At 47.6% G+C, this 17,418-nt stretch carries 16 protein-coding genes and 1 riboswitch; of the genes, 7 read left to right on the top strand and 9 right to left on the bottom strand.

Annotation, left to right across the window (positions count from 1 at the left end):
- Nucleotides 1–86: 86 nt before the first annotated feature.
- The 9 genes from QL234_RS31525 to QL234_RS31485 form a co-directional block, all read right to left on the bottom strand.
- Complete coding sequence (locus QL234_RS31525) at nt 87–446, bottom strand: DUF3718 domain-containing protein (RefSeq protein ID WP_281561697.1); 360 nt, start codon at nt 444–446, stop codon at nt 87–89.
- A 63-nt stretch (nt 447–509) separates the two neighbouring features.
- Nucleotides 510–598, bottom strand: a riboswitch (cyclic di-GMP riboswitch).
- 218 nt (nt 599–816) lie between these two features.
- Entirely contained in the window at nt 817–1,473 is a 657-nt protein-coding gene (locus QL234_RS31520; RefSeq protein WP_281561696.1) for a 3-oxoacid CoA-transferase subunit B, read from the bottom strand.
- Nucleotides 1,474–1,483: 10 nt separating this feature from the next.
- Nucleotides 1,484–2,185: a CoA transferase subunit A gene (locus tag QL234_RS31515; RefSeq protein WP_281561695.1), complete on the bottom strand. Its 702-nt coding sequence runs from the start codon at nt 2,183–2,185 to the stop codon at nt 1,484–1,486.
- A 108-nt stretch (nt 2,186–2,293) separates the two neighbouring features.
- Complete coding sequence (locus QL234_RS31510; RefSeq protein ID WP_281561694.1) at nt 2,294–3,208, bottom strand: hydroxymethylglutaryl-CoA lyase; 915 nt, start codon at nt 3,206–3,208, stop codon at nt 2,294–2,296.
- Nucleotides 3,209–3,210: 2 nt separating this feature from the next.
- On the bottom strand, nt 3,211–5,220 hold the full coding sequence (locus QL234_RS31505; RefSeq protein WP_281561693.1) for an acetyl/propionyl/methylcrotonyl-CoA carboxylase subunit alpha: 2,010 nt from the start codon (nt 5,218–5,220) through the stop codon (nt 3,211–3,213).
- Nucleotides 5,221–5,225: 5 nt separating this feature from the next.
- The gene (locus QL234_RS31500) at nt 5,226–6,053 is read right to left on the bottom strand and encodes an enoyl-CoA hydratase/isomerase family protein (RefSeq protein ID WP_281561706.1); all 828 of its coding nucleotides are present in this window, start codon (nt 6,051–6,053) and stop codon (nt 5,226–5,228) included.
- 17 nt (nt 6,054–6,070) lie between these two features.
- A complete protein-coding gene (locus tag QL234_RS31495) occupies nt 6,071–7,678 on the bottom strand; it encodes a carboxyl transferase domain-containing protein (protein WP_281561692.1) in 1,608 nt (535 codons plus the stop codon).
- 64 nt (nt 7,679–7,742) lie between these two features.
- Nucleotides 7,743–8,912, bottom strand: a complete 1,170-nt coding sequence (locus tag QL234_RS31490; RefSeq protein ID WP_281561691.1) for an isovaleryl-CoA dehydrogenase — start codon at nt 8,910–8,912, stop codon at nt 7,743–7,745.
- Nucleotides 8,913–8,963: 51 nt separating this feature from the next.
- Nucleotides 8,964–9,368, bottom strand: coding sequence for a MerR family DNA-binding transcriptional regulator (locus QL234_RS31485; protein ID WP_044833888.1), 405 nt, complete (start codon nt 9,366–9,368; stop codon nt 8,964–8,966).
- A 587-nt stretch (nt 9,369–9,955) separates the two neighbouring features.
- On the opposite strand from QL234_RS31485, the gene QL234_RS31480 reads away from it, so the two are divergent.
- From QL234_RS31480 to gmhB, 7 genes are all read left to right on the top strand, one after another.
- Entirely contained in the window at nt 9,956–11,140 is a 1,185-nt protein-coding gene (locus QL234_RS31480) for an acetyl-CoA C-acyltransferase (protein WP_044833887.1), read from the top strand.
- Nucleotides 11,141–11,282: 142 nt separating this feature from the next.
- Nucleotides 11,283–12,440 carry an acyl-CoA dehydrogenase family protein gene (locus tag QL234_RS31475; protein ID WP_281561690.1) on the top strand — a complete coding sequence of 386 codons (1,158 nt, stop codon included), beginning with the start codon at nt 11,283–11,285 and terminating at the stop codon, nt 12,438–12,440.
- A 50-nt stretch (nt 12,441–12,490) separates the two neighbouring features.
- Nucleotides 12,491–13,270, top strand: a complete 780-nt coding sequence (locus QL234_RS31470) for an enoyl-CoA hydratase (protein WP_281561689.1) — start codon at nt 12,491–12,493, stop codon at nt 13,268–13,270.
- A gap of 31 nt (nt 13,271–13,301) precedes the next feature.
- Nucleotides 13,302–14,426, top strand: a complete 1,125-nt coding sequence (locus QL234_RS31465; RefSeq protein WP_281561688.1) for an enoyl-CoA hydratase/isomerase family protein — start codon at nt 13,302–13,304, stop codon at nt 14,424–14,426.
- 70 nt (nt 14,427–14,496) lie between these two features.
- Complete coding sequence (gene mmsB, locus QL234_RS31460) at nt 14,497–15,390, top strand: 3-hydroxyisobutyrate dehydrogenase (protein WP_281561687.1); 894 nt, start codon at nt 14,497–14,499, stop codon at nt 15,388–15,390.
- A gap of 9 nt (nt 15,391–15,399) precedes the next feature.
- Entirely contained in the window at nt 15,400–16,161 is a 762-nt protein-coding gene (locus QL234_RS31455) for an SDR family oxidoreductase (protein WP_281561686.1), read from the top strand.
- 137 nt (nt 16,162–16,298) lie between these two features.
- The gene (gene gmhB, locus QL234_RS31450; RefSeq protein ID WP_281561685.1) at nt 16,299–16,901 is read left to right on the top strand and encodes a D-glycero-beta-D-manno-heptose 1,7-bisphosphate 7-phosphatase; all 603 of its coding nucleotides are present in this window, start codon (nt 16,299–16,301) and stop codon (nt 16,899–16,901) included.
- The last annotated feature ends 517 nt before the right edge of the window (nt 16,902–17,418 follow it).

The raw sequence follows: 17,418 nt of genomic DNA, 5'->3' as shown, positions 1-17,418 counted from the left end.
AAGCCAGCAGATGCTGGCTTTTTTAATTTGACATAAGAATTATTAACGGGTAAAAATTATTACTAACTTCCACGGGCTAATAATTGCTAGCTGCTAACGCGGGCGTTTGCAGCGTCTATCAACGGTTGCGATCCGGACTGGAAGTGTGCCAGGTTAGCAGAAACAACTTTCTTCGGTAATTTTTTAATCATCAAAGAACCTGTTTTTACTGAGCCTTTTGCGGCAGCAAATTCCAACAAGTTTTTACCATTACATTGAATACCACTAAAAATACTGCGTACCTTTAATTTATTCGCTTTTAAAAATGAGCGCATGCGTTTCTTATCGTCAGAGGCTACATACTCACAGATACTCTGTGCGATGTTTGCAGCCTGTGCCTGAGGTACAGAGACAACAGACGTTATTGTTAAAGCAGTGATGGTAGAAGCTAGTAATAATTTTTTCATTTTAATAACCTTAAATAATTTAATGAGTTATAAAAAGAAAAAACCACTGGATGTACCTATTAACGAGGTGACTCCGCTGTCATAGGTTATTGCTAACCCTTAGACCGGTGGTTTTGCGTCACACGTTTTCGCGTGTTTTGCCTTTTCTTTGTCACCTTAAGTATTACCAAAATCTGTGGATAATGCAACCCCGGTAGGACCAGGTGCATTTGTTTTTCTATCAATAGTGTTTTTATTTATCAGAACAGTAGCTTAAACCGGGTTTTTCGTATTTTCCCGGCATAAAAAAAGGGGCTTTCGCCCCCTGATTTATATGATGACAGACGGCAATGTCTGCAAATCTTGTAGGTAATGCTTACCCTTTGAAGTCTTAAAAAGACATCTCAGGTACATGCTCGGGCACCACCAGTTCACCTGCGGTTAACTTGATGATTTCATCGACAGAAACCCCCGGAGCACGTTCCAGCAGGTGGAACTTACCTTCTTTGATTTCCAAAAAGGCCAAATCGGTCAGCACTTTTTTGATGCAGCCTTTACCGGTCAGCGGCAGGGTACATTCGCTCAGTAGTTTAGAGACGCCGTGCTTGGAGGCATGGGTCATAGTGACAATTATATTGTCGGCGCCGGCGACCAAATCCATGGCGCCGCCCATGCCCTTGATTAACTTGCCCGGGATCATATAAGAAGCGATGTTACCCTGAACATCCACTTCAAATGCCCCCAATACCGTTAAATCTACGTGGCCGCCGCGGATCATGGCAAAAGATTCCGCCGAGTCGAAAATAGAGGCGCCTTTGGCCATAGTGACCGTTTGCTTGCCGGCATTGATCAAATCGGCATCAAGCTCGTCTTCGGTCGGGAACTGGCCCATACCCAATAAGCCGTTTTCCGACTGCAGCATGACTTCCATGCCGTCCGGTACATAGTTGGCGACTAAGGTGGGAATACCTATGCCTAAGTTTACGTAATATCCGTCACGCAGCTCCTGGGCAACGCGTTGTGCTATTTGTTCACGTGATAAAGCCATGTCTAAATCCTTATGCTGTACGCAGGGTGCGTTGTTCAATGCGTTTTTCGAAAGTGCCCTGGATCAGGCGGTTGACATAAATGCCCGGGGTGTGGATTTCGTCCGGGTTAAGCTCGCCCGGCTCGACGATTTCTTCCACTTCCACTACCGTGATTTTACCGGCGGTGGCCGCCATAGGGTTAAAGTTACGGGCGGTTTTACGGAACACCAGGTTACCGTAGCGATCCGCTTTCCAGGCTTTAACGATGGCAAAGTCACCCTTGATCGACGGCTCTAAAATGTAATGGCGGCCATCAAATTCCCGTGATTCCTTGCCTTCGGCTACCGGGGTGCCGTAACCGGTTGCGGTGTAAAAAGCGGGGATACCGGCGCCGCCGGCACGCATTTTTTCTGCCAGGGTGCCCTGCGGGGTTAATTCTACTTCCAGCTCGCCGTTCATCATCTGGCGCTCGAATTCGGCGTTTTCGCCGACGTATGAGGCGATGATTTTTTTGATCTGGCGATCCGGTAATAAAATCCCTAAACCAAAATCATCCACGCCGCAGTTGTTGGATACCACAGTTAAGCCTTTGGTGCCCTTGCGTTTGATTTCGGCAATAAGGTTTTCCGGGATACCACAGAGGCCAAAACCGCCGGCGATCACTGTCATATTGTCGGTTAAGCCCGCCATGGCTTCTTCATAGCTTGAAACTACTTTATCGAATCCGGCCATTGTCTCTCCTATGCTTTATTAGCTAAGTAATGAAATTCGCTGATAACATGTGTTCATCAGCGATATATTCTTTATTGTTAAAAAGTGTGCTGTGCTTAACGGCTAAGGTTATTGTTTAGCCCGGTAAGCGGCAGACACTTTAGAAACCGGCGGTTTGCCAATTTTATCGCTGATAAACCAGCCGGCTTCGAGTAATTTTTCCAGGTTGATGCCGCTGTCTATGCCCAAACCATTGAGTAAATAAACCACTTCTTCGGTGGCGACATTTCCTGAGGCGCCCTTAGCATAAGGGCAGCCGCCTAATCCGGCAATGGCTGAGTCGACTACGGCAATGCCCATCTCCATGGCGGTGTAAATATTCGTTAACGCCTGGCCATAGGTATCATGGAAGTGTACCGCCAGTTTCTCCACCGGTACACGCTCCGTCACCGCTTGTAACATTTTCTTTACGCCTGCCGGGGTGCCGACCCCTATGGTATCCCCCAGGGAGATTTCATAGCAGCCCATGGCAAAGAGTTTCTCTGCCACTTCGGCCACTTTTTCCGGTGCAATATCACCGTCATAGGGGCAACCGAGCACACAGGAAACATAACCGCGCACCGGGATACCGGCCGCTTTGGCCGCCGCCATCACAGGTTCAAATCTTTGCAGACTTTCTTCGATGGAACAATTGATATTTTTCTGGCTAAACGCCTCTGAAGCGGCGCCGAAAATTGCCACTTCATCTGCCTGTACCGCCACGGCCCCCTCAAAACCCTTAAGGTTCGGGGTCAGGGCGGCATAGGTGATATTTTCCCGGCGTTTGATGCCCTGGAAGACTTCGCTTGATGTCGCCATTTGCGGCACCCATTTCGGCGAGACAAAACTGCCGGTTTCGATATAGCTGACACCGGCATCGCCAAGCTTTTCAATCAGCTCGATTTTATCCGCCGCCGTTAGCGGCGCTTTTTCATTTTGCAGGCCGTCGCGCGGACCGACTTCTACGATTTTGACCTTAGCAGGTAATTGCTTTACATCAGACATAGTTATTCCTCTGCCGCAAAAGCCAGTAATTCAGCGCCGCCGTCAACCATATCGCCTTCGTTAAAGTAGATGGCTTCGACCTTGCCGTCACCTGGGGCGCGTATGGTGTGCTCCATTTTCATCGCTTCCATGATCACCAGCGGCTGGTCTTTCTCAACCTTGTCGCCGGCTTTGACCAGGACACTGACCATAGTACCGTTCATCGGGGCACACAGGCCGCCCTGATCGCCTTGATCATCGAGATCACCGCAGTCGGCAAAGATCTGGGTGAAGTTAAAGACACCGTTTTGCCTGAACAAGCTGATCTGGTTCTGGTTGTGCACTATGGTTGCATTGCTGCGATAGCCGTTAATGTTGCTATGCAGCATATCACCTTCGATACGTCCCTGACAGTCAACTTTAGTACCATCAACATCAATCAAATAAAAGCTGCTGCTGCCCTGGCGTTTCTGCTCTATGGTCACCGGGTATTCGACATCGTTATGGGACAAAGTCAACTGATGAATATGGGCTTCATTTAAGCGCCAGGCGTTAGTGGTATTCCACGGCGAGTGGGGATCATTGGTTTTTGCCCCTTGCTCTTTGGCATTGTTGGCATTGGCCAGTACCAGGTACAGGGCTGCCATCGGCAGTTCATCCGCCAGTGCCTGCTCGCTTTCATGGAAGATGTCCGCCTGGTGCTTGTCGATAAAACCGGTGTCTAAATCCGCCTGGACAAAAGCCGGGCAGGTGGCCAGGTTATAAAGGAAATCTATGTTGGTGACAACACCATTGATGCGGTATTCCGCCAGGGCCTTGGCCAGGCGTTGCAGCGCCTTGTCGCGGTTTTCATCCCAGACGATCAGTTTGGCGATCATCGGATCGTAAAAAACGCTGACTTCATCCCCCTGGCGTACCCCGGTATCGATACGCACATGTTCGCTTTCCAGCGGCGGCTGGAGAAAGTCTAAGGTGCCGGTAGCGGGTAAAAAGTCATTGTTGGCGTCTTCGGCGTAGATGCGCGCTTCAAAGGCATGACCTTTAATTTTCAGCTCGTCCTGACGCTTGGGCAGGTTTTCCCCTGCGGCCACTCTCAGTTGCCATTCCACCAGATCCTGGCCGCTGATAAATTCCGTGACCGGATGCTCTACCTGCAAGCGGGTATTCATTTCCATAAAATAGAAGGAGCCGTCGACATCAAGCAGGAATTCCACCGTCCCCGCGCCCTGGTAACCTATGGCCTGGGCGGATTTGATCGCACTCTCACCCATGGCGGCCCGCAAGTCTTCACTCATGCCCGGGGCAGGGGCTTCTTCGATAACTTTCTGGTGACGTCTTTGTACCGAGCAGTCGCGCTCAAATAAATACACGGCATTACCGTGATTATCACAAAAGACCTGGATTTCAACATGTCTTGGCTGGGTCAGGTATTTCTCCACCAGCATGGTATCGTCGCCAAAGCTGGATTTTGCTTCCCGCTTGGCAGCTGCCAGACCTTCATTAAATTCTTCACTGCTCCATACCTGGCGCATGCCTTTACCGCCACCGCCGGCGGTTGCTTTAAGCAATACCGGGTAACCCATGTCATCGGCGGCTTTTTTCAAGACTTCTGTTGACTGGTCATCACCATGGTAGCCGGGCACTAAAGGTACCTTGGCATTTTCCATGATGTTTTTAGCAGCAGATTTAGAGCCCATGGCTTCAATGGCGCCTACCGGCGGGCCGATAAAAACGATGTTTTCTTTTTCACATAAACGGCAAAATTCGGCATTTTCCGACAGGAAACCATAACCCGGGTGTATCGCCTGGGCGCCGGTGCGTTTGGCGGCTTCGATAACTTTTTCCCCTAACAGGTAACTTTCTCTGGAAGGGGAAGGGCCGAGATAAATGGCCTCATCTGCCATGTTGACATGTAAGGAGTCGGCATCGGCGTCTGAATAGACGGCAACCGTAAGGATACCCATTTGACGGGCGGTTTTAATGACGCGGCAGGCAATCTCACCACGGTTTGCAATTAGTATTTTAGTAAACATGGTGATTATCCTTTACTCTTGTTTTCTGCACTGTCAGTTTGCCAGGTGGGGGCGCGTTTTTCGAAAAAGGCGGTTAATCCTTCCTGGCCTTGCTCGGATACCCGGATAGCGGCAATGCGCTCACTGGTATCTTGCAATAACTCGTCATTGATATCCTGATAGGCGACATCAAAGGCGAGTGTTTTGGCGCGGCGCATGGCAAGTGGGCTGTTGGCCAGTAACGTGCGGATCATATCATCAACGGCTTCATCTAAAGCTTCAGGGGAAACCACTTCATCTACCAAGCCTAAATGTTGTGCTTTATCGGCAAAAAAGCGCTCGGCGCTCTGGAAATAGCGACGACAGGCTTTAAGGCCCATGGCATTAACCACATAAGGGCTGATGGTTGCCGGGATCAGGCCAAGTTTGACTTCGCTCAGGCAAAAACTGGCTTTTTCACTGGCAATGACAATATCACAGCAGCTGGCAAGACCGACAGCGCCGCCAAAGGCTGCGCCCTGGATTTTGGCAATGGTTGCCTGTGGCATAAAGTTCAATGTTTTTAGCATAACGGCTAAAGCATTGGCATCTTTTAAGTTTTCTTCATAGCTGTAACTGGCCATGCGTTTCATCCAGCCGAGATCGGCGCCGGCAGAGAAACTCTTACCCGTTGAAGCCAGCACCATCACCCGGATGTCGTCATTATTCGCTATGCTGGTAAAAGCGGTGGTCAGCTCGGCAATAATGGCATCGTCGAAGGCATTATGCTTGTCCGGGTTGTTTAAGGTAACGGTGGCTACGCCGTATCGGTCAACCTCTACCACTACCTTGGCATCTGTTTGTAGGTTATTCATTGCTGTCATGGTCTTTCCTACATTCTAAAGACACCAAACTTGGTGTCTTCTATGGTTTTATTCAGGGAAGCGGAAATGGCCAGGCCTAATACCTGACGGGTTTCTGCAGGGTCGATAACGCCGTCATCCCATAAACGGGCCGAAGCATAGTAGGGGTGTCCCTGGTGCTCGTAGCTGTCGACAATGGGCTGCTTGAATTTCGCTTCCTGCTCCTGGCTCCATTCTTCGCCGAGTTTGGCTTTTTGATCCCGTTTCACCTGGGCCAGTACGCCGGCGGCTTGCTCGCCGCCCATCACGGAAATACGGGCATTTGGCCACATAAACAAGAATCTGGGATCGTAGGCGCGGCCACACATGCCGTAGTTACCGGCGCCGAAGCTGCCGCCGATCAATACGGTAAATTTAGGCACTTGTGCCGTGGCCACTGCGGTCACCATTTTTGCGCCGTGCTTGGCGATGCCGCCGGTTTCATATTGTTGGCCAACCATAAAGCCGGTGATGTTTTGTAAAAACACCAGCGGGATCTTGCGCTGGGCGCATAATTCGATAAAGTGTGCGCCTTTTTGCGCCGACTCACCGAAAAGAATACCGTTGTTGGCGACTATGCCTACCGGGTAACCAAAGATGCGGGCAAAACCACATACCAGGGTAGTACCGTATAAGGCTTTAAATTCGTCGAACTCGCTGCCGTCGACGATGCGGGCGATCACTTCCCGGACATCATAGGGCTGGCGCGAATCTTTAGGAATAACCCCGTAGATTTCCTTAGGATCGTATTGCGGCGGCTCTACCTCGGTAATATTCACCTGCATAGGTTTTACCCGGTTGAGGTTTTTAATGGTGCTGCGGGCGATTTCCAGCGCGTGGTTGTCATTTTGCGCGTAATGATCTGCCACCCCTGAGGTGCGGCAATGGACATCGGCGCCGCCTAAGTCTTCGGCGCTGACAACTTCACCTGTGGCCGCTTTTACCAGCGGCGGCCCGGCAAGGAAGATGGTGCCTTGCTCTTTAACGATAATGGACTCATCCGCCATTGCCGGCACATAAGCGCCGCCTGCGGTACATGAACCCATGACCACGGCGATTTGTGGAATATTCAAAGCGGACATATTGGCCTGGTTGAAAAAGATCCGGCCAAAATGCTCTCTATCCGGGAAAACATCATCCTGATTCGGCAGGTTAGCGCCGCCTGAGTCTACCAGGTAAATACAGGGCAGGTTGTTTTCCAGGGCTATGGCCTGGGCACGTAGATGTTTTTTCACCGTCAGCGGGTAATAGGTACCGCCTTTTACCGTGGCATCGTTGGCAACAATTACACATTCCTGGCCGCCGACCCGGCCGATACCGGTGATGATACCGGCAGAGGGCACGTGGTCGTCATAGACTTCATAAGCGGCAAGCTGTGACAGTTCCAAAAAAGGTGAGCCGTTATCGAGCAGGGAATAGACGCGGTCCCTGGGCAATAATTTTCCACGACCTAAGTGCCGTGCCTGGCTTTTTTCACCGCCACCACGTTTTATGTCTGCCAATTTTTCTTTCAGATCGTCGACCTGTGACTGCATAAAAGCAGCATTTTCAATAAAATCCTGGCTACGAGGATTAATTTTGGAAACTAATTTAGCCACTGTGCTTACCTTGTGTCTTTATTTAATTGTTTTAGCTTATGTTTATCATCATTCCCTGATGATGTTATTTAGATTCAGTGAAAAGTTCACGGCCAATCAGCATACGGCGAATTTCAGAAGTACCGGCGCCGATTTCATAAAGCTTGGCATCGCGTAATAAACGGCCGGTAGGGAATTCATTGATATAACCGTTACCGCCTAAGATCTGGATGGCATCTAGTGCCATTTTCGTCGCCAGTTCGGCGCTGTATAAGATCACTCCGGCGGCATCTTTACGGGTAGTTTCACCGCGGTCACAAGCCTGGGCAACATTGTAAACATAAGAGCGGGCGGCATTCATTTGTGTGTACATATCGGCAATTTTGCCCTGGATTAACTGGAATTCGCCGATAGACTGGCCAAATTGCTTACGGTCATGGATATAAGGCACAACATTGTCCATACAGGCGGTCATGATGCCTAAAGGTCCGCCGGATAACACGACGCGCTCATAATCCAGGCCGCTCATTAATACTGCTACGCCTTTGTTGAGTTCACCTAAAATATTTTCTTCAGGTACTTCACAGTCGACAAATACCAGTTCACAGGTATTGGAGCCGCGCATCCCTAACTTGTCTAATTTCTGATGACGGCTAAAGCCCGGGTAGTCGCGTTCAACGATAAAGGCAGTGATACCTCTGGAGCCGGCTTCCATATCGGTTTTCGCGTAAATGACATAGGTATTGGCGTCCGGACCGTTAGTGATCCACATCTTGTTGCCGTTTAATACGTACTTGTCGCCTTTCTTCTCGGCGCGGATTTTCATGCTGACCACATCAGAGCCTGCATTTGGCTCACTCATGGCTAAGGCGCCGATATGCTCGCCTGAGCATAATTTCGGTAAATATTTGGCTTTTTGCTCATGGGTACCGTTACGGTTGATCTGGTTTACGCAAAGGTTTGAATGGGCGCCATAGCTTAAACCGACAGAAGCCGAAGCGCGGCTGATTTCTTCCATAGCGATGACATGTTCAATATAACCTAAGCCGCTTCCGCCGTATTCTTCCGGCACTGTTAAGCCGAGCAGGCCCATGTCGCCAAATTTGCGCCATAAGTCATTAGGAAATTCGTTGTCAGCATCAATTTGCTCGGCACGTGGAGCAATTTCATCACGGGCAAAGGCGTTGACCTGATCGCGGATCATGTCTACGGTTTCGCCCAGGTTGAAGTTTAATGATGAATATTGAGAAATCATGGTTGTTCCTTAAATTGTGTTAACTAGTGCTCGTAAACGAGTTGTCGTAAATTAGTTCTGTTTATCTTGTTCAATCGCCACCAGGGTGTCCTGACAGCTTTTTTCTAAATTATTCAGTTCCATCAGCACGGCTTTAATGTCTTTTAGCTGCTGGTTTAAGTCTGCTTTTTTCTGATAAATCAGCTCCATCATAGTATGTAACTGGGTGGCACTGGTTTTATCGGCATCATAAAGTTCAAACAAACGGCCGGTTTCCGCCAGCGAAAAGCCCAGGCGTTTGCCCCGTAAAATGAGTTTCAAGCGCACGCGATCCCTTTGATTATAAATCCGGGTTTGTCCTTTCCTGGTCGGTGCAATCAGTCCCTGATCTTCATAAAAACGTATGCTTCTGGTGGTAATATCAAACTCTTTGGCCAAGTCGCCAATAGAATAGGTCGTTTGCTCAGTTTTTTTCATGATGTCGTCAGCAGAGTAATAATCATCTAACACTACCTGAAGTTTACGTTAACGTAAAGTTGCTTGTGCCGCTCTTGTGCCAGAAAAGTAAAGTTAAGTGTAAGGCAGAGCTTACAATCGGCCGCTAAATATTGTTTATTTAATTGCAACAAAAAAGGGTAAATCGCTATCAGATGCTCTAAAGTAGCGGCAAAAAATTAACCTTAGGCAAGGTGTCTGCTGATAATTTCAGCTGGTCTTATCTGCAGCTGCTGATCGCGGTTATTAAGTTTACGTTGGCGTAAACGTTAATTTGGGTTACCCTTTAGCACTTATATCGTCATACAAGTAGTTAAACCAGGTTTGGTTTTTTAAGGTCAAATAGCTGATCTTTTATCCCTGGCTTTGAAGTTAAATTTTTCTAAATAGTTGTTTATTTTCATTAGACTGCAACAACAAAAGGGTAAAATAAAACCCGGTGAAAAATGGCTGGAAAATGCCGGTTTAATTCTGCATTTTTAGCCTGTTTGCGTATATAGTGGTGTTTCGGTACGGGGATGTATCGAATAAGTAATTTAAGTCTTATTTTTATAATTAGGAGAAATTTTATGTCAGCTCTGGATCCTGTCGTTATTGTCTCTGCTGCAAGAACCCCTATGGGCGGTTTTATGGGCAATTTATCCGATGTTACTGCGCCGCAACTGGGAGCAAGTGCTATCAGTGCCGCGCTTAGCCGTGCGGGAATTGAAAATGATCAAATCGATGAAGTGATCATGGGGTGTGTTTTGCCGGCAGGCTTAAAGCAGGCACCGGCTCGTCAGGCAGCACTAGGCGCTGATTTAGCTTTATCTACCGTATGTACCACCATCAATAAAGTATGTGGTTCAGGCATGAAAGCGGCTATGTTCGCCCATGACGCTATCGCCGCAGGCTCTATCGATGTCGCCGTTGCCGGTGGTATGGAAAGCATGAGTAATGCCCCTTATATCCTACCTAAAGCCCGTGGCGGTATGCGCATGGGTCATGGCCAGGTATTTGATCACATGATGTTGGACGGTCTGGAAAATGCCTATGACGGTATTGCCATGGGGTGTTTTGCCCAGGATACCGCCGATGATGCGGAATTCACCCGTGAAGACATGGATGCCTTTGCTTTACGCTCTTTAGAGCGGGCAACCTCAGCCATAGACTCGGGCGCTTTTAACGATGAAGTTGCCCCGGTTACCGTGAAAACCCGTCGTGGTGAAGTTTTAGTGGATACCGATGAACAGCCGGGTAATGCCCGTCCGGATAAAATTCCTTCATTGCGTGCGGCCTTTAAAAAAGACGGCACTATTACCGCGGCTAACTCCAGCTCTATTTCAGACGGCGCGGCGGCACTAGTATTAATGAAGCGCTCTGAAGCTGAAAAGCGTGGCCTTACCCCGTTATGTAAAGTTGTCGGTCATGCCACGCATGCACAAGAGCCGGCGGAATTTACCGTGGCACCGGTTGGCGCCATGAAAAAGCTGTTAAGCAAAATCAGCTGGACCACGGCAGATGTTGATTTATACGAAATTAACGAAGCCTTTGCCATGGTGACTATGCTGGCGGTAAAAGAGCTGGAGCTGGACATCAATAAGGTTAATATCCACGGCGGCGCTTGTGCCTTAGGGCATCCTATCGGTGCCAGCGGTGCGCGCTTAATCGTTACCCTGATCCATGCCTTGAAAAACAAAGGCTTGTCTAAAGGGGTTGCCTCTTTATGTATCGGTGGCGGTGAAGCAACGGCTATCGCATTAGAAATGCTTTAATTTTGTAAGTTTGAACAGGCTATTAGGGAACTAATAGCCTTTTTCTTTTTCTGACAAGCAGTACTTGGGTGTTCAAATAATAATAAAACGGCCCAAGCCATGGTTTGTTATTAGTAAATATTTCTTTTCATTGGGGAAAGTAGTGAATTTTGAGTTAACTGAAGATCAGCAGATGTTTGCTGACACCGCAAAACAATTTGCCGATGCTGAATTCGCGCCGAATGCGGCCAAATGGGATCAAGAGCATATATTTCCAAAAGACGTGATTGCCAAAGCCGGTGAGCTGGGTTTTTGCGGCCTGTATTCTCCCGAAGAGGTCGGCGGCCTGGCACTGAGCCGGTTAGATTCCTCGATTATTTTTGAACAACTTGCCATGGGTTGTACCGCAACCACGGCGATGATGACCATACATAATATGGCCACCTGGATGATCGCCACCTGGGCAAAAGACTCGGTCAAAGAAAGCTGGTGTCCTTCACTGGTAACCGGTGAAAAACTGGCGTCTTATTGTTTAACCGAACCAGGTGCCGGTTCAGATGCCGCTTCCTTGCGCACCAGTGCCAAACGTGACGGTGATCATTATGTGGTGAACGGCTCTAAAGTCTTTATTTCCGGCGCCGGTGATACCGATGTTTTGGTAGTGATGGTGCGCACAGGAAAAGAAGGCCCTAAAGGAATTTCAGCCCTGGCGATCCCGGCAGATTTAGAAGGCATTGTTTACGGTAAGCCGGAAGAAAAATTAGGCTGGAATGCCCAGCCCACCCGCCAGATCACTTTTGATAACGTCAAAGTGCCGGTAGAAAACTTATTGGGCGAAGAAGGCGAAGGTTTCACCATTGCCATGAAAGGCCTGGACGGCGGACGTATCAATATTGCTACTTGCTCAATCGGTACCGCGCAGCAAGCGTTAAACAGCGCTATGGCTTATATGCAGGAGCGGGAACAGTTCGGTAAACCGATTGCCGGCTTCCAGGGCTTACAATTTAAGTTGGCGGATATGGCCACAGAACTTGTCGCCGCCCGTCAGCTGGTTCGTTTGGCGGCCTTTAAGCTCGATAATAATGACCCGGAAAAAACCGCTTATTGCGCTATGGCAAAGCGGTTTGCCACCGATATCGGTTTCCAGGTGTGTGATGCTGCGCTGCAGATTCATGGTGGTTATGGTTATATCAAGGAATATCCGCTGGAGCGTCATTTCCGCGATGTCCGGGTACACCAGATTTTAGAAGGCACCAATGAAATTATGCGGGTGATCATTGCCCGTCGTTTATTAGCCGAAGGTGCAGGTTTATTGCTTTAGTACTCAGTGCTTGAGTGCCGTTGTAAAAGAACAGAAGAAGAGAAAAAATTATGACATCCGATCATCTTATTGTTGAAAAACGCGATCACGTCGCCATAGTTACTTTTAATAATCCGCCTGCGCACACCTGGACCTTTGAAAGTCTGAGTGATTTGCGGGATTTGGTACTGGAGCTGAACCAGGATAAAGCCATTTACGCCTTGGTCTTAACCGGAGGCGGTAATAAGTTTTTCTCCGCCGGTGCCGATTTGAAATTATTTGCCGATGGCGATAAAAATGTGGCGGCGGATATGTCAGCTATTTTTGGCGAGGCTTTTGAAACCTTGTCAGCGTTTCGCGGCGTTTCTATCGCCGCCATCAATGGTTATGCCATGGGCGGCGGATTGGAAGTGGCGCTGGCCTGTGATTTCCGCATTGCCGAGCAGCATGCGCAAATGGCCTTGCCGGAAGCAACCGTAGGTTTATTGCCTTGTGCCGGCGGTACGCAGAATCTGGCGCTGCTGGTGGGTGAAGGCTGGGCGAAACGTTTGATTTTGGCCGGTGAAAGAATTGATGCCGATAAAGCGGCCCGTATCGGCCTGGTAGAAGAGGTGGTTGACTCGGGTGAAGCATTAAATGCGGCCTTGGTACTGGCAGACAAAGTGGCCAAGCAAAGCCCGGTGGCGGTAGCTGCCTGTAAGAAGTTGATCCAAAGTAACCGGGAAATGCCAATTGCTCAGGCATTGCCGCAAGAGCGCCAGGCATTTGTTGATCTTTTTGATACTCAAGATCAAAAAGAAGGGGTGAGTGCTTTCCTCGAAAAGCGCAAGCCTGTCTGGTCAAATAAGTAGTGCTGGTGAAAATTAGTAAGGAACCCACTGAATGAATAACATAGTGCTTTTTCAAGAATTATTGTGCGATAACGGCAAAAAAGTCGGTATTGCCACCTTAAATTCCGAGCGTTCATTAAACGCCCTAAGCGGCGAGATGATAGAAGCCTTGTACCCGCAGCTAAGCAGCTGGCATGATGATGAAGAAATTGCTGCCGTTTTTCTCCAGGGAGCGGGAGAGAAAGCCTTCTGCGCCGGCGGAGATATCGTTAATCTTTATAATGCCATGAAAAGCCATACCGGCGACTATTCTCCCGAGGTGGAAGAGTATTTCACCAAGGAATATCAGCTTGATTATCTGATCCATACCTTTAATAAGCCCTTTATTGTCTGGGGAACCGGCATTGTGATGGGCGGTGGCCTGGGCATGATGGTGGGTGCCAGTCATAAAGTGGTAACGGAAACATCTCGTATTGCCATGCCTGAGATCAGCATCGGCTTGTACCCGGATGTTGGCGGGACCTGGTTTTTAAACCGTATGCCGGATCAGTGCGGTCTGTTTTTGGGCTTAACCGGCGCTTCTATTAATGCCGCCGATGCCAAATATACCGGTATGGCAGATTTCTTTATTCTGGCAGAGAAGAAGCAAGCCTTGCTCGACGGCCTTAAAACCGTTAACTGGGGTAATACCGTGGCGCTCAACCATGACAAGTTAAGTAACTTGATGCATGACCTGGAATTAGTCTCCAATGCAAAATTGCCGGTTTCTCATGTCAGAGCGCAAAGTGCGTTAATCGATCAGGTCATGGACTTTGATAATATCGCCGACATAGTCAATGCTATTGTCTCGGCAGAGGTTGATGATCCCTGGTTTAATAAGGCGCAAAAATCCCTTAAACACGGCAGCGCGGTCAGCGGTCATTTGGTGTACCGCCAGCTGAATACGGGTAAAAACATGTCGTTGGTGGATTGTTTCCGCATGGAACTCAATTTATCGGTGAAATGCGGCCAGTTCGGTGAATTTGCCGAAGGGGTACGTGCGTTGTTAATTGATAAAGATTACTCGCCTAAATGGAAATACAGCTCAATTGCCGATGTCGATCCGGCGATTATTGACTGGTTTTTTGAATCTAAATGGCAGGCAGATGAACACCCGCTGGCAGAGCTGGGCAGTTAGGTCCGGGTTATCCTGATATTTTGAACATTAAAAACAAAAAATTATAGCGAATATTAACAAGGGGAAAGACATGGCGAATGTTGCCTTTATCGGATTAGGAAATATGGGTGGTCCTATGGCTATTAATTTAGTCAAGGCGGGCCATCAAGTAGCGGTATTTGATTTATCAGAAACAGCTGTAGCGCATGTCGTTGAGCAAGGGGCGACAACACATGCAACCGCCGCAGAATGTGTAAAAGATGCTGAGTTAATTATCTCCATGTTACCGGCAGGTAAACATGTTGAAGGTTTATACCTGTCAGAGCAGGGCTTGATTGATCATATCGCTCAAGGCGCCCTGGTAATAGATTCTTCTACCATAGATGCCAATACTGCGCGTAAAGTTGCTGCGGGTCTGGCTGAAAAAGGCATTGATTTTATTGATGCTCCGGTATCCGGTGGTGTTGGCGGTGCCCAGGCCGGCACTTTAAGTTTTATGGTTGGCGGTAGTTCAGAGCACTTTGAAAAAGCCAAGCCTGTGCTCGAAAACATGGGCAAGAATATTTTCCATGCCGGTGATCACGGGGCAGGGCAGGTAGCCAAAGCCTGTAATAATATGTTGTTGTCTGTCCTTATGGTAGGTACAAGTGAGGCTTTGCAGCTGGGTATAGCCAATGGCCTTGATCCTAAAGTCTTGTCAGAAATCATGAGCCAGAGCTCAGGCAGCAACTGGACACTGGATGTTTATAATCCTTGTCCGGGCATCATGGAAAATGTGCCTTCGTCCAACGACTACCAGGGAGGTTTTATGGTGGATTTGATGGCCAAAGATCTCGGACTTGCCATGGATACCGCAGTAAGCAGCCAGTCATCCACCCCTATGGGAGCATTAGCCCGTAGTTTATATGCTATGCATGCAACAGCTGGTAATGGCGGCAAAGATTTCTCCAGCATTTTTAATTTATTCTCTAAGCAAGAGAACTAAGGAAAATTCATGAATTTAACCGATAAAGTTATTGTCATCACAGGTGGCGGGCAAGGTTTAGGCCGAGCTATGGCTGTTAACTTGGCCAATGCCGGGGCAAAATTGGCCTTGATTGATTTAAATGAAGAACAACTTCAGCAATCTGTTGCTTTAATCGAAGAAGCGGGCTCTTCTGCCCGTTATTATCTTGCCAATGTGACCAATGAAAGTGATGTTGAGCAGACTTTCAGCAAAATTGCCGCTGACTTTGGCGGTATCGACGGTTTGATCAACAATGCCGGTATTTTAAGAGACGGTATGTTTGTTAAAGCCAAAGATGGTGTTGTTGGTAAAAAAATGTCACTGGAACAATTCCAGTCGGTTATCGATGTTAACTTAACCGGTGTTTTCCTCTGTGGCCGTGAAGCTGCGGTACATATGATTGAAGGTAACCGTAAAGGCGTGATCATCAACATGTCTTCTATTGCCCGTGGCGGTAATATGGGGCAGACCAACTACGCGGCATCTAAAGCCGGTGTTGTTGCCATGACAGTGACCTGGGCTCGCGAACTGGGTCGCCATGGTATCCGTGTTGGTGCCATTGCTCCAGGTGTTATCCGCACGGCAATGACAGATGCCATGAAACCGGAAATGCGCGAACGTCTGGAAAAAATGAAGCCGGTAGGTCGCCTGGGTGAAGCTGATGAGATCGCCCATACCGCAAAATACATTTTTGAAAATGAATTTTTCACCGGTCGTGTGGTGGAAATTGATGGCGGTCTTTGCATGTAACTTTTACATGTAAAAATGTTGCTTGTTTTTATGGTTGTACTTTTTGTACTGGTACGGCCATAAGAACAGACTCGCACCTTTTATTCATCACGGATGATGTCTTCGGTTAATCCCACAAGTATAAAGATAATATAAGTATGGCTAAGGCACTTTTTTTAGATCGTGATGGCATCATCAATATTGATCATGGTTATGTGCACAAAATTGATGATTTTGAATTTGTCGATGGCATCTTTGAGTTATGCCAACTGGCAGTAGCAAAAGGTTATGACATTTTTGTAATAACCAATCAGGCGGGTATTGCACGCGGGTTATACACTGTTGCTGATTTTGAAACATTAACCTCCTGGATGTTAGCGCAGTTCAAAAAGCAGGGCATCGATATACAAGAGGTATTTTATTGCCCTCATCATCCGACAAAAGGCATTAATGAATTTAAAATGTCGTGCCAATGCCGTAAACCGGAACCCGGTATGATCTTTAAGGCACAAGAAAAATATGATATTGATCTTGGGCTGAGTATTTTTATTGGTGATAAACCTTCAGATATGCAGGCGGCAGAAGCTGCCGGTATTAGCAGCCGTATCTTAGTGGCAAGTCGTTATCTTGAAGAAGAAATTGAAAACGGTAGCGAGAATGCAAGTAATAATAGTGCTGGAAAGCAAGATCTAACCAAACAATCCAAAGTTACAAAAGTGAACAATGTGCTTGGCGCAAGCGAAATCATAAAGGCATTATAAAAAATGGCGAATTTTTTATGTTTATAGGCCTATATTTGTTTACTTATTGAACGATTGAACTAGTATTTAAAATTAGTTATTTTTTTCGCTTGACCTGAAGGGAAAAATCCCTAAAATGCGCTTCCACTTCTTCGGGACATCCCAAGGAAGTGTTTTGATAAGTTTACTCTCGTTTACTTAGTGCTGGATAGACCAGTTAGCTATTGAAAACAATTTAAAGTTTTTACTTTTTATTTGAGATAAAGCTTGACATCAAAACTGAGAGGCGTATGATGCGCATCTCGCTTGAGACAAGCGCTCAAGCAACAATGATTAACGAATGCGATTAATCATTTTCGTTTAACTCTTAGTTAAACGAAGTTCTTTAAAAATTAGTTATCATGCAATTTGTGTGGGCACTCACGTTAATGTTGATTTTACATAAGCTACTTCGGTAGCAAAAATAAACTTAATGATGAATGACACACAAAACTATTTATTCATAGTTTTATATGTACAGATTCATTGAGTCAGAGAG

The sequence above is a fragment of the Thalassomonas sp. RHCl1 genome, from assembly GCF_947387555.1.
Lineage (GTDB): Bacteria > Pseudomonadota > Gammaproteobacteria > Enterobacterales > Alteromonadaceae > Thalassomonas.
The sequence above is the reverse complement of the archived record's forward strand: the minus strand, read 5'-3'. Positions and strand labels throughout refer to the sequence as shown.

Excerpts from the sequence above, each read along its gene's own strand:
- mmsB (WP_281561687.1), top strand. The coding sequence starts at position 14,497 with ATGGCGAATGTTGCCTTTATCGGATTAGGAAATATGGGTGGTCCTATG.
- QL234_RS31525 (WP_281561697.1), bottom strand. The coding sequence starts at position 446 with ATGAAAAAATTATTACTAGCTTCTACCATCACTGCTTTAACAATAACG.
- QL234_RS31490 (WP_281561691.1), bottom strand. The coding sequence starts at position 8,912 with ATGATTTCTCAATATTCATCATTAAACTTCAACCTGGGCGAAACCGTA.
- QL234_RS31465 (WP_281561688.1), top strand. The coding sequence starts at position 13,302 with ATGAATAACATAGTGCTTTTTCAAGAATTATTGTGCGATAACGGCAAA.
- QL234_RS31510 (WP_281561694.1), bottom strand. The coding sequence starts at position 3,208 with ATGTCTGATGTAAAGCAATTACCTGCTAAGGTCAAAATCGTAGAAGTC.
- QL234_RS31485 (WP_044833888.1), bottom strand. The coding sequence starts at position 9,368 with ATGAAAAAAACTGAGCAAACGACCTATTCTATTGGCGACTTGGCCAAA.
- QL234_RS31455 (WP_281561686.1), top strand. The coding sequence starts at position 15,400 with ATGAATTTAACCGATAAAGTTATTGTCATCACAGGTGGCGGGCAAGGT.
- QL234_RS31520 (WP_281561696.1), bottom strand. The coding sequence starts at position 1,473 with ATGGCTTTATCACGTGAACAAATAGCACAACGCGTTGCCCAGGAGCTG.
- QL234_RS31480 (WP_044833887.1), top strand. The coding sequence starts at position 9,956 with ATGTCAGCTCTGGATCCTGTCGTTATTGTCTCTGCTGCAAGAACCCCT.
- QL234_RS31500 (WP_281561706.1), bottom strand. The coding sequence starts at position 6,053 with ATGAATAACCTACAAACAGATGCCAAGGTAGTGGTAGAGGTTGACCGA.
- gmhB (WP_281561685.1), top strand. The coding sequence starts at position 16,299 with ATGGCTAAGGCACTTTTTTTAGATCGTGATGGCATCATCAATATTGAT.
- QL234_RS31505 (WP_281561693.1), bottom strand. The coding sequence starts at position 5,220 with ATGTTTACTAAAATACTAATTGCAAACCGTGGTGAGATTGCCTGCCGC.
- QL234_RS31515 (WP_281561695.1), bottom strand. The coding sequence starts at position 2,185 with ATGGCCGGATTCGATAAAGTAGTTTCAAGCTATGAAGAAGCCATGGCG.
- QL234_RS31470 (WP_281561689.1), top strand. The coding sequence starts at position 12,491 with ATGACATCCGATCATCTTATTGTTGAAAAACGCGATCACGTCGCCATA.